We start from the raw sequence: 12,131 nt of genomic DNA on the forward strand, positions 1-12,131 counted from the left end.
ACCACTCTCCCTCCACGACTCCGGCTACCCAACTGGCCCGCACTCCGACTCCGACTCCCCCACACCCGCACCTTGCGACCCTGCTGCTCCACCCCGCTCACCTCGCTCCCCCGACGCCCGGGCCTGCCCCACCCACCTCCCTCACCTCACGACCCCACCACCCCCACCCAACCCCCTCGACCAACTCACCGCATCAGGCCCGGCCTCACCCCGTCACTCCCCCACCACCCCCTCCCCCACAGCCGCCGGCAACATCGCATACGCCAAGCCCGCCAGTGTCGCCGTGATTCGCCCCGGGTCGATGCCCTGGTCGCGTTGTCGCCGGTACAACTCCGGGGCCAGTGGGGCCAGAAGCACGTCGGCCAGGGTGGTCGGGTCGGCCGTGCCGGCGGCCAGGATCCGCACGTGCGTGTGCCAGAACGCGTACGCGCCGGTCCGGTAGCGGGCGCTGCCCGTCTCGGCGCCCAGGAGCAGGTGTACGTGCCGCTCCAGGAGGTCGACCATCGCCGCGTAGAAGGCCGCCAGGCGGGCCGCGGGATCCGGCTCGTCCGGGCCCAACGGCGGTGCGCCGCGCAGGATTTCGTGTTGCAGCGCGCGCTCGTGTTCGTCGAGGAGGGCGCGGGCGATGGAGGCCCGGTCCGGATAGCGGCGGTAGAGCGTGCCGCGGCCGATGCCGGCCGCCTTGGCGATGTCCTCCATCGTGACCTCGGCCGGATCGCCGGTCGCGAACAGCTCCTCGGCCGCGGCCAGCACGCGGGCCCGGTTGCGGGCGGCGTCCGCACGTTCCCGTGGCGGCGCCGCACCGTCCGCGGCGACCGGGAGACCGGTGAGCAAGTCGGTGCGTTTCGTCATGATCCCCACCCTAACCAGCAAGTGGACGGTGCGTCCATTTAATCCCGAGCAGTTCCGGACCGGCGCGATCGATTAAGTGGACGACCCGTCCGCTTACCTGTTACGGTCTCACCGATGAAGCGGACAGCCCGTCCACTTAGATCTCGGGAGTGACCATGCCTCGCCTGCTCCACCTCGACTCCAGCGCCCGCGCCGACTCGTTCTCGCGAACCCTGGGCGCCGCCTTCGCCGATGCCTGGCGCTCCTCGCGCTCGGACGCCGAGTACACCTACCGGGACCTCACCGCGCGGCCGGTCCCGCCGATCGACCAGGCGTGGACCGAGATCTGCGACACGATGTTGCGCGAGGGGATCACCGCGATCGCCGACTATCCGCAGGCCGTGCGTACGCCCGAGCAGCGCAAGGCGTGGGCCACGGTCGAGCCGCTGTTGGCCGAACTGGTCGCCGCCGACGTCGTGTTGATCGGCGCACCGATGTACAACTTCGGCGTGTCCGCGCAACTCAAGGCGTGGATCGACCAGGTCACCTTCCCGAAGATGTCGCTCGCGCCGCGTCGTTTCGTGGTCGCCTCCGCACGCGGCGGGTCCTACCTGCCGGGCACCCCTCGGGCGCCGTTCGACCACCAGACGCGCTATCTCCTGGACTTCTTCACCGGGCACTACGCCGTCACGGACGCGATCGTGCTCGGTACCGAACTGACCAACTCGCTCGTCGACCCGGCGCTGTCCGAGCGACTCGAGCAGCACCGTTCCTCGCACGCGGAGGCGCTGGAGCGCGCCGCGGAGCTGGGACGCTCACTCGTGGAGGGGTACTGATGGCCTGGTTGATCCTGCTCGCGGCGGGCCTCGTCGAGGTCGTGTGGTCGCAGAGCATCAAGCCGACCGAGGGATTCACCAAGCCGCTGCCGACCGTGATCTGCTTCCTGCTCGGCGCGACGGCGGTCTATCTGCTGTCCGTGGCCATGCGGGACCTGCCGGTGGGCACCGCGTACGCCGCGTTCACCGGGATCGGCACGGTCGGCGCGATCACCCTCGGCATCACGATCCAGCACGACGCGCCGAGCGCGGGACGGATCGCGGCGCTGGCGCTGATCGTGGGCGGGTTGGTGCTGGCCCGGCTGACGTCGACGGCGTGAGGGCGGGCGACTGTTCGACAACAAAGGCAATCTCGGATGCAACTTTAGTGACAGCGGTGGCCACGTTCGCGGCTATCGGGGGTACCCGCCCGGGGCGAAGGCTGGGGAGGTATCAGGACCCCCATCGCAAGGAGCACCCCGCATGTCTCCCGGAAACCGCCGGCGCCCCCCGACCCCGACCTCCCCGTCGGGTGGGCCCGCCGAACCCGACGCGTACCGGCGCATCGATCACGAGGATCGGGCCAAGGGCAGTGCGGCCAGTGCCCGAGGGCTGACCAAGTGGTACGGCGAGGGCGAGACCCGCGTGGTCGCGCTCGACGAGGTCGACGTGGAGATCGGTCGCGGCCGGTTCACCGCGATCATGGGCCCGTCCGGGTCCGGCAAGTCCACCCTCATGCACTGCCTGGCCGGCCTCGACTCGGTGACCTTCGGCCACAGCTGGATCGGGGACACCGAGATCACCGGGCTCAAGGACCGGGACCTGACCCGGTTGCGGCGGGATCGAATCGGCTTCATCTTCCAGGCGTTCAACCTGCTGCCCACGCTCACCGCGCTGGAGAACATCACGCTCCCGATGGACATCGCCGGGGTCAAGCCCGACAAGGGCTGGCTCGACACCGTCATCGAGACCGTCGGCCTGCGCGACCGGCTCAAGCACCGGCCGAGCGAGTTGTCCGGCGGCCAGCAGCAGCGGGTCGCGTGCGCCCGCGCGCTGGCGAGCAAACCGCAGATCATCTTCGGCGACGAGCCGACCGGCAACCTCGACTCGCGCTCCGGCGCCGAGGTGCTCGCCTTCCTCCGCAGCAGCGTCAACGACCTGGGCCAGACCATCGTGATGGTCACCCACGACCCGAACGCGGCCTCCTACGCGGATCGGGTGTTGTTCCTGGCCGACGGTCGGGTCGTGGACGAAATGTTGTCGCCGACCTCCGACACGGTGCTCGCGCGCATGCAGCGCTTCGCCCGCTCCGCGAACTGAGGCGCCGACATGCTCAAGGCGACGCTCCGCAGCTTCCTCGCCCACAAGGCACGGATGATCCTGTCCGCGCTGGCGATCCTGCTCTCGGTCGCGTTCGTGGCCGGGACGCTGATGTTCACGGACACGATCGGCAAGACGTTCAACGACCTCTCGCGCACCGCCGCGGCCGATGTCACGGTCAAACCGAAGAAGGAGTTCCGGGAGGACCGGCTCGGCAAGAGCGGCCAGCAGCCGACCGTGCCCGACTCGACCGTGGCCGCCGCCCGTTCGGTGCCGGGCGTGGCCGACGCGCATCCCGACATCACGGTCACCAACGTGATCGTGGTCGACGGGAAGGGCAAGAAGGTCGGGCTGACCTCGGATCCCCAGGTGCAGGCCGCCGACTGGTTCCCCACCAAGCAGTCCTCCGTCGTGCTCAAGCGCGGGAAGGCGCCACAGGGTCCCGGCGAGGTGATCCTGGACAGCGACTCGGCCGACCACAACAAGGTGCGGTTGGGCGACAAGGTGCACGTGGTCGCCGCGCCCGGCGCGTTCGACGCGACCGTGGTCGGCCTGGCCGACTTCAAGTCCATCAACCCCGGCACGACGATGTTGTTCCTGGACGGCGCCGCCGCCCGCGATCGGCTGCTCGGCAAGCCGGGCGTGGTGACCTCGGTATCGCTGACCGCCGAGCCCGGCGTGGACCAGAAGGAGCTGAAGGCGCGGGTCGTGGCCAAGCTGGGCGCGGGCGTCGACGTCAGGACCCGCGCGGAGGAGGCCGACGACGCCTCGGCCGATCTGAGCCAGGCGCTCGACGTGATCAAGTACGCGCTGCTCGGCTTCGCCGGTGTCTCGCTCCTGGTCGGCACGTTCCTGATCTTCAACACCTTCTCGATGCTGGTCGCCCAGCGCACGCGCGAGTTGGGCCTGATGCGCGCGATCGGCGCCGGTCGGGCCGACGTGAACCGTTCGGTACTGGTGGAGGCGACGCTGCTCGCGGTGGTCGGCTCCACGCTGGGTCTGCTCGGCGGACTCGGCCTGGCCCAGGGCCTGTTGACGCTGATGAAGTCGCTCGGAGTCGACCTCAAGGGCGCCCCGTTGGTGATCGAACCCGCGACGCCGATCATCGCCTACGCGGTGGGGGTCGTGGTGACCCTGGTCGCCGCCTACCTGCCCGCGCGCCGGGCGGCCCGGGTCAGCCCGATGGCGGCGCTGCGCGAGGCCGGCGCGCCACCCGTGAAGTCGCTGCGCGGGCGCGCCGTCGGCGGCACCGCGGTCACCGCTCTCGGCGCGATCGGCCTGGCGGTCGGCGCCTCCGCGACCAAGCTGGACGCGGCGCACGGGCTCGCCCTGGCCGGCGGCCTGGTCGGCACCCTCGTCGGCTTCATCGTGCTCGGGCCGGTGCTGGCCCGCGCAGTGATCCCGTGGCTGGCCGGCGCGTTCCCGCGCCTGTTCGGCGCGGTCGGCCGGCTCAGCCGGGAAAACGCGCTGCGCAATCCGCGCCGCACCGGCGCCACCGCCGCCGCGCTGATGATCGGCGTGGCGCTGGTCGCCTCGCTGTCCGTGGTGGCCACGTCGATGAAGGACTCGGTGGGCAAGCAGATCGACCAGCGCCTGGGCGCCGACTACACCCTCGAAAGCACCGGCGGGCTGAACTTCTCGCACGACGTGGCCGAGACGGTGCGCAAGGTGTCCGGCGTGAGCAATGTGGTGCGCCAGCGCGAGACCGAGGCGAAGGTCCTGTTCGACGGATCGTCCGAGACCATCACGGTGACCGGGGCCGATCCGGGCATCGACGCGATGCTGAAGCAGAAGTACACCGCCGGCACCGCCCCCGACGGGCTCGCCCCGGGTCGGATCGCGCTGCCCAAGTCCTATGTGAAGAAGCACGACCTGGGCGTCGGCGGCACGGTGACGCTGCGCACGCCCAACGGCCGGACCGCCGAGTTGCGGGTCGGCGCGGTGATCGACGACGAGGGCATCGGCATCGCGAGCGCCGGCTCCGGCGCGGTCGGCCTGGACACGCTGGCCAAGCTCGTCCCGGACCTGCTCGACTCGGTGATCATGGCCAACGTCGCCGACGGGGCGAAGAGTTCGACCGTGCGGGCCGCGCTGGAAGCCGCGCTCAAGCCCTACCCGCAGGTGCAACTGCGCGACCAGGCCGACTACAAGCAGACCGTGCAGGATCAGACCAACGTGATATTGCGACTCGTCTACGGCCTGCTCGGGCTGGCGATCATCATCGCGATCCTGGGGGTGGTGAACACCCTGGCGCTGTCCGTGATCGAGCGCACGCGCGAGATCGGACTGCTGCGCGCGATCGGCATGTCGCGAATCCAGCTGAGGCGGATGATCCGCCTGGAGTCGGCGGTGATCGCCGTGTTCGGCGCGGTCCTGGGGCTGGCGCTCGGGGTGGGCTGGGGTGTCGCGGCGCAGCGCATGCTCGCCTCGCAGGGCCTCGACGTGCTGACCGTCCCGTGGGGGACGATCGCCGCGGTGGTCGTCGGCGCCGGAGTGGTCGGCCTGCTCGCCGCCCTGCTGCCCGCGCTGCGGGCGTCGCGGATGAACGTGCTGGCCGCGATCTCCACGGAATGACCGCAGGCCGATGATCGACGGTCCCACGACCTGCGGCGGTGCGCCGGCCTCCTGTGCCGGCGCACCGCCGGTGCCGTTCGTGCGACCCGCGCCCGGGGCCGGTTACCGTGACCGGGTGAGCATTCGCGCCTGGTGGGCGAGTCGCCGCTCGTTCGGGTTCGACGTGCTGGTCGCGGCGATCGCCGTCGCCCTGGGACTGACGCTGCGCATGGGGCGCGACGCCGGCCTGGTCGACTGGCCGTACCTGCACCAGGCGAGCGCGGTGCTGAGCGGCGCGCTGCTGCTGTACCGCAGACGTGCGCCGTTCGGCTCGGGCGCCGCGATCTGTGCGGTGGGACTGGTGTATCCGACCCATGTGCTCTACTTCGCGGCCTATGCCGCGGGAGCCTGTATCGAGGACCGACGGCGCGCGTGGGGGCTGATCGGGGCGCTGGTGGTGACGACCACACAACCGTGGAGCTATCCGCGCCCGCTGAACATCGTCACCGGCGCGGGCCTCGCGCTGGTCCCGGTCCTGCTCGGCCTCTACGTCGCCGCGCGCCGCAGACTGCGCGCGGATCGGGCCGAACGGGTGGTTCGGGAGCGCGAGTTGGGTTTCGAGCGGGTGCGGATGGAGGAACGGGCCCGGATCGCGGGCGAGATGCACGACGTGATCACCCACCGGGTCAGCCTCATGGTGCTCCAGGCGGGCGCGCTGCGCACCCGCGCCCGGGACGAGGACGTACGGGCGTCGGCGGAGGAGTTGCGCCTGGTGGGTTGCAAGGCGTTGGAGGAGTTGCGCGGGCTGGTCGCGGTCACCCGATCGGAGCGGCAGATGGGCTCGGTGGTGGTCGGCCCGCGCGCGGTGCTCGACGTCTCGGATCTGGTGGCCGATTCGCGCTCGGCGGGCATCCCGGTCGACCTGGTCACCCTCGGCAAGCCGCACCCGACCTCGCCCGTGGTCGGCCGGGCCGCCTACCGGGTGGTCCAGGAGGCGCTGACCAACGTGCACAAACACGCGCCGGGGGCGGGGGTGGACATCCGCCTGCACTACGTGGGCGACGAGGTCCGGATCACCGTGCGAAACTCGGCTCCCACCCGGGCGGTGGACGTCGCCCTGGGTTCGGGCGGCAGCGGCCTGCTCGGTCTGCGCAAGCGGGTCGAGTTGGTGGCCGGGACGTTGCGCACCCGCCCGCTGCCCGACGGCGGATACGAATTGCTGGCCATACTGCCCGCCGGCGCCACGACCACGACCACCGGAGACCCCGCATGATCCGCGTCCTGCTCGTCGACGACGAACGTATGGTGTGTGCCCACCTGCGCACGATTCTCGGCGTGGCCGACGACATCGAGGTGATCGGCGAGGCGTACGACGGCGCCGAGGCGGTCGAGTCGGTCCTGCGCCATAAGCCCGACCTGGTCCTGATGGACCTGCACATGCCGGGGGTGGACGGCCTGACCGCCATCGAACAGATCGTCGACCTGCCGGGCGCCCCCAGGGTGATCGTGCTGACCACGTTCGGGTTGGAGCAGTACATCCTGCGCGTCCTGCACGCGGGCGCGGCCGGCTTCCTGCTCAAGGACACCCCGCCGGAGGACCTGATCGGCCTGGTCCGGGTGGCCATGGACGGCCACACCGTCCTGTCCCCGGCGGTGACCCGCGACCTGGTGACCGCCTCCTCCGGCCGCAACGCCGCCCGCGAACGCGCGGCCCTGGCCGTCGCGTCCCTGACCGAACGCGAAATCGAGGTACTGACCTGCATCGGAGAGGGCCTGTCCAACGCCCAGACAGCCGAGCGCCTGTTCCTCAGCGAAACCACCGTAAAGAGCTACGTCTCCCGAATGCTCACCAAACTCGCCTGCACCAACCGCACCCAGGCAGGACTGTTGGCATATGACGCGGGACTGATCCGCCGGTAGAGGCGGGGGCGACCGGCAGCGGGCGCGCGGGCGGCGAGCGGGCGGCCGACGGAGTCCCGAAGGCGGGTGAATGGGCGCCGGCGGTTGAGGGGGCTGCGAGCAAGTGGGCGGTCCGGCGTCCGGGTTGCGGGCCGGCGGATGTGGGTGCCGGGCGCCGGAGGGTGGGCGGGGTGGGCCGGCAGCAAGGTGAACCGGCGGCAGGCAAGCGGGCGGCCGGGCGGCAAGCAGGCGGGCGGGCGGGCGGGCGGGCGGCGGAGTGTCGGCAGGTGAACGGGCGCCGGACGCCGCCGGTTGAGGGGCTGCGGGTGAGTGGGCGGTCCGGCGGGCGGGTTGTGGAGCCGGCAGACGTGGATGGCGGGCGCCGGAGGGTTGACGGGGAAGGCCGGCAGCGGAAGCGGGTCGGCGGTAGAGGCCGACCGGCGGCGGAGGGAGTGGGGGTGGTTGGGGGTTCGGGGTGTGGGGTTGTGGGTGGGGCGGGGGTCGTGGGCTGGTTCGCTGCGGTGGGGGCTTGGCGTCGGTAATCTCGTACCGGCCGGCCCGGTGGGGTCCGTGAACCGGAGGGGTGCGCATGTCGGTGACGCTCTCGAAGGGCGGCAACTGCCCACTGGCGGTGGCCGCCGTGGTGGTGGAGGTCGCCTTCACGGCACCGGTGGACGTCTCGGCGCTGCTGCTCGCCGGGACCGGAAAGGTGCGCTCCGACGCCGACTTCGTCTTCTACAACCAGCCGAACGGAACCGGCGTCCGATATCTGGCGGCCGGCCCCGGTCGACCGGCCGCGGTGCACGTGGACACCACCGCCGTGCCGGCCGACGTACAGACGATCATGGTGACGCTGAGCCTGGACGGCGGCCCGGGCGCACCGGTCACCTTCGGCGGCACCGCCCCGCCCACCGCGACCGTGCGCGACCCGTCCGGCGAGGCGCTGGTCACGTTCACCCCGCACGGCCTGGGCCGCGAGACCGCGCTGGTGCTGCTCGAGCTGTACCGGCGCGGCGGCGCGTGGAAGGTGCGCGCGGTCGGCCAGGGCTACGCCAACGGACTCGCGGGCATCGCCACCGACTTCGGCGTCTCCGTCGACGACGAACCCACCCCGCCGCCCACCCGCCCGCAGCCGCCGACGCCGACGCCGAGCCGCCCCGAGCCGGCCGGATACGCGGACGTGCCACCCACCCACCCCGAGCCCTCGGCGTACGACGACACTCCGACCACGCCGGTCGCCCCGCTGCTTCCGCACGAGCCGCCCAGGCCCGCGCCGATCCCGCCGCCGATCCCACGCCGCCCGGTGCAGGCGCAGCCCGTGCAACCCCCGCCGCCGCCCCCGGCCCCGACGCCGGCTACCGTCGAGGCCCGTACCGCCCCCCTGCCCACCGGCACCGGCACCGCCAACCGCACCGACACGCCGATCAACCTCGACAAGGGCCGGGTCAGCCTGCGCAAGGGCCAGTCGGTGTCACTGGTCAAGACCGGCGCGCCGGCGCTGACCCGAGTCCGCATGGGACTGGGCTGGGACCCGGCCAAGTCCGGCGGCAGCATCGACCTGGACGCCTCCTGCATCGCCTTCGACGCGCACGGCAGGAAGGTGGTCACGGTCTGGTTCATGAAACTGTCCGGCCTCGACGGCGCGATCAGGCACACCGGCGACAACCTGACCGGCGAGGGCGAAGGCGACGACGAGTCGATCGTGGTCCGCCTCGACGCACTCCCGCCGCACGTCACCGGCCTCGTCTTCACCGTGAACTCGTTCCTGGGCCAGAAGTTCACCGAGGTCTCCCGCGCCTTCTGCCGCCTCGTCGACGACACCACCGACGCCGAACTGGTGCGCTTCGAGTTGTCCGGCTCCGAACCCCGCACCGGTGTGCTGATGTGCAAGCTGGTCCGCGAGGGGCCGATCTGGACGATGACCGCGCTGGGCCGGTTCGCCGACGGCCGCACGGTACGCAAGCTGGTCGACCCGGCCCGCGAGGCGCTGGAGCACTGACGACGGCGGCCGGGCCCGGGCGTCAACCCGGGCAGTGTTCGCCGTACTTCACCACACCCACCCCCACCGTGTCCGGCACCGGCTGCCCCTCGGCCGGGCGCTGGGTACAGACGACCCAGTGCGTCTCGATGAGCACCGGCCGCCCGCCGCCGAGGTCGTCCACGTCGATGTGCGCGTCACCGCGCAGGCCGCGCCGCACGACGATGACGCTGCGCCCCACCAGGTTCGGCATCCGACCGTCGACCACCTTGGGCTCGCTGGTCGGCGCCGCGCCGGTGGGGCACTTCTCGTCGTGCCGGACCACGCCCAGCTCGACCCGGAGTTCCCTGTCCAGCGGCCCCGGATCGGGACTCTGGTCGCACACCTTCCAACTGCTGAAGATGAACTGCCGCCGCCCCCGCCCGCTCGCGTCGTGCGAGGTGACGAACCGGTAGCCGGCCCGGCGGGCGCCGTCCCACGCCTCCTGCAGGTCCGCGCCGACCAGGTCGGGCAGCACATTCCTCGGCACGGACGCGAGCTTCGTCGCCCGAGGGCTCGCGGGCGACGCGGGCGTCGAAGCGGTCGGAGCAGCCGAGGTGTTCGGGGACGCCTGAGGGGACGCCGCCGCGACCGCGCCGACCGGCGCCCCCTCGGCCGTCGCCGGACCGCTCTCGGCGAGGCCGTCGCGATGGGCCAGACCGACGGCCACCAACACGGCCAACACCGTGCCGAGCACCGCGAGCAGTTTCGGGTTCTGCCACCACTTCATCCGTCCACGATGCGACCGGGCCGCGCCGGGCGGGCGGGATTCGGCCCGCGATCACCTGTCCGTGTGGTTCGTACGGGGGTCCGCACCCGGCTCGGCGACCGGCTCGACGGCCGGAGCGACGCCCGCCTCGCGTACCGCGAACTCGGTCGCCTGCCGAACCATCTCGGCCCGGGACGGACCGGGCGCGCCGATCACGATCCGGGTGGCCAGTCCGTCGAGCAGCGCGTGCAGGCGCAACACGTAGCCGTCGGGGTCCGGGTGCGGCGCGATCATCGCCCGCAGGTCCGCGACCCACGGGCCCTCGATCTCCGCGCTCGCGGCCGACACGTCCGGGTCGGCCAGGGAGCGGGTCCACACCTCCAGCCACAACGTCCAGCGAGGGTCGGCACGCTCGTCGGGCAGATACAGGTCGATGTAGCCGGCCAGCCGCTCGGCGCGCGGCACCTCGGTCGCGCCCAGCAGGGCCCGGCGCCGCTCGGCGAATCCCTGTTCGCTCCAGCGCAGCGTCTCGACCAGGAGTTGCTCCTTGGACCCGAAGTAGTAGGCGACGTGGCCGCCGCTGATCCCGATCCGCTTGCCCAGGCCCGCCATCGTCAACCGTGCCAGCCCGTGTTCGGCGATCGCGTCCATCGCCGCCTGGAGCACCACCTCCCTGGGCTGCTCCAGCCGTTTGCGCCGTGTCCCCGTCATGCTCGGCACCCCTGGTTCGTTGGACGGCGGACCTCGCCTGCCACCATGTTAGAACGTCGTTCAATACCGCGCCCGGCGAACCGACGCCGCCATACTGGCAAAAGCCGGTGACGCGACCGGAGCCATCCGCCGGCTCGCGATCCCGGCGTCCGCGCCCACCTCCGACGAGAGGATCCACCGTGGCACCCCAGCCGCTCACCGACGCCGAGCTGACCAAGGCCCTCGCCGACCTCCCGGGCTGGCAGGTCACCGACGGCGAACTGACCGCGACGTACACCTGCGCCCGCGCCGATGTACCCGCCTTCTACGCGACCGTCGCCGCCGCCGAGGACCAGGCGAACCACCATGCCCGGATCACCATCCTCTACGGCACCCTGACCTTCGCCCTGACCACCCACGACGCCGGCGACCGAATCACGGCCACCGACACGGATTTCGCCGCCCGAATCGCCGCCTTCGCGACCGCACACGGCGCAACGCTCAAGACCTGACCCGACCGCCCGGCGGGAGCGGGAGGCCGAGGGCCGAGGGGCCGGGATCGACCCACCGTCGGCCCGGAACCCCGAACCGCTCCCTTCCGATCCGACCCCGCCCCGTCCCCGCCCTTTCCCGGTCCCATTCGCCCCCATCCGGTCCGCCCGCCCGCCGGGCCACGCAGCCTTCACTCCACGCTTCCTGGCCGTTCATCCGCGCGTCCCGCGCGCCGCCTAGCCTCCGACCATGAGCACCGACGCACCGGCGTCCCACCCCGTCCCGGCCTCCCTTCGCGGTTGGCTCCTCCCGTTCGCCGGAGCGACCTCGGCGGGCTGGCTGATCGGGACATACGCGATCCGCGCCGCCGCCCTGGGCTCGTGCGACGAATTCGGACAACGCGGCTGCACCGGGGACGACTTCGGGCCGTCCCTGATCGGCCTGTCCGGCTTGCTGCTGCTGCTCGCGCTGATCGCGGGCGCGGTCGCCGCCGGCGCCGGTCGGCGCGGCATGCCCGCCTTCGCGGGCGCCCTCCTCTACGCGGGTGGGATAGCGACGCTGGCCGCGCTCATCGAACCCGCGACCGACGCCGGCTGGTACATACCGGCCGTCACCACCGTCGCCCTGGCCGTACTCCTGCTCGCCCTGGCCGCGTTCGGCGCCGGCGAGCGCGGTCGAGCCGTCACCGCCCCGACCCCGAAGCCCGCCGAACCACCCACCGCTCCGGGCGAACCCGCAGCCGCCCCCGGCGACGCGTCGGCGCGACCACGACACTGACCGCCGGCCGGCCGCGCGCCGGCCGGAC

General features: G+C 72.2%; 12 protein-coding genes. 9 read left to right on the top strand and 3 right to left on the bottom strand.

What is annotated here, in order from left to right:
• Positions 1-213: 213 nt before the first annotated feature.
• Positions 214-852 carry a TetR/AcrR family transcriptional regulator gene (locus EMA17_RS39595; protein ID WP_126642074.1) on the bottom strand — a complete coding sequence of 213 codons (639 nt, stop codon included), beginning with the start codon at positions 850-852 and terminating at the stop codon, positions 214-216.
• 155 nt (positions 853-1,007) lie between these two features.
• Here EMA17_RS39595 and EMA17_RS39600 point away from each other — a divergent pair, with 155 nt between their 5' ends.
• The 7 genes from EMA17_RS39600 to EMA17_RS39630 all read left to right on the top strand — a co-directional run bounded on the left by EMA17_RS39600 (position 1,008) and on the right by EMA17_RS39630 (position 9,417).
• On the top strand, positions 1,008-1,667 hold the full coding sequence (locus tag EMA17_RS39600; RefSeq protein ID WP_126642075.1) for an FMN-dependent NADH-azoreductase: 660 nt from the start codon (positions 1,008-1,010) through the stop codon (positions 1,665-1,667).
• A complete protein-coding gene (locus EMA17_RS39605) occupies positions 1,667-1,987 on the top strand; it encodes a DMT family transporter (RefSeq protein WP_126642076.1) in 321 nt (106 codons plus the stop codon). Before EMA17_RS39600 ends, EMA17_RS39605 begins: the two co-directional genes overlap by 1 nt.
• A 142-nt stretch (positions 1,988-2,129) precedes the next feature.
• Positions 2,130-2,966, top strand: a complete 837-nt coding sequence (locus tag EMA17_RS39610) for an ABC transporter ATP-binding protein (protein ID WP_246127201.1) — start codon at positions 2,130-2,132, stop codon at positions 2,964-2,966.
• A 9-nt stretch (positions 2,967-2,975) separates the two neighbouring features.
• Complete coding sequence (locus tag EMA17_RS39615) at positions 2,976-5,540, top strand: ABC transporter permease (RefSeq protein ID WP_126642077.1); 2,565 nt, start codon at positions 2,976-2,978, stop codon at positions 5,538-5,540.
• 115 nt (positions 5,541-5,655) lie between these two features.
• Positions 5,656-6,792: a sensor histidine kinase gene (locus EMA17_RS39620; RefSeq protein ID WP_160161728.1), complete on the top strand. Its 1,137-nt coding sequence runs from the start codon at positions 5,656-5,658 to the stop codon at positions 6,790-6,792.
• A complete protein-coding gene (locus tag EMA17_RS39625) occupies positions 6,789-7,439 on the top strand; it encodes a response regulator (RefSeq protein WP_126642079.1) in 651 nt (216 codons plus the stop codon). The genes EMA17_RS39620 and EMA17_RS39625 overlap by 4 nt, the downstream gene beginning before the upstream one ends.
• 568 nt (positions 7,440-8,007) lie before the next feature.
• A complete protein-coding gene (locus EMA17_RS39630; RefSeq protein WP_126642080.1) occupies positions 8,008-9,417 on the top strand; it encodes a TerD family protein in 1,410 nt (469 codons plus the stop codon).
• A 22-nt stretch (positions 9,418-9,439) separates the two neighbouring features.
• Here EMA17_RS39630 and EMA17_RS39635 read toward each other — a convergent pair whose 3' ends face one another.
• Entirely contained in the window at positions 9,440-10,165 is a 726-nt protein-coding gene (locus EMA17_RS39635; protein ID WP_126642081.1) for a hypothetical protein, read from the bottom strand.
• A gap of 51 nt (positions 10,166-10,216) precedes the next feature.
• On the bottom strand, positions 10,217-10,855 hold the full coding sequence (locus EMA17_RS39640; RefSeq protein ID WP_126642082.1) for a TetR/AcrR family transcriptional regulator: 639 nt from the start codon (positions 10,853-10,855) through the stop codon (positions 10,217-10,219).
• 179 nt (positions 10,856-11,034) lie between these two features.
• On the opposite strand from EMA17_RS39640, the gene EMA17_RS39645 reads away from it, so the two are divergent.
• Positions 11,035-11,346, top strand: coding sequence for a 4a-hydroxytetrahydrobiopterin dehydratase (locus EMA17_RS39645; protein WP_126642083.1), 312 nt, complete (start codon positions 11,035-11,037; stop codon positions 11,344-11,346).
• A 229-nt stretch (positions 11,347-11,575) separates the two neighbouring features.
• Complete coding sequence (locus EMA17_RS39650; protein ID WP_126642084.1) at positions 11,576-12,103, top strand: hypothetical protein; 528 nt, start codon at positions 11,576-11,578, stop codon at positions 12,101-12,103.
• The last annotated feature ends 28 nt before the right edge of the window (positions 12,104-12,131 follow it).

Origin of the sequence: Embleya hyalina, assembly GCF_003967355.1 — a bacterium.
Classification (GTDB): Bacteria; Actinomycetota; Actinomycetes; order Streptomycetales; family Streptomycetaceae; genus Embleya; species Embleya hyalina.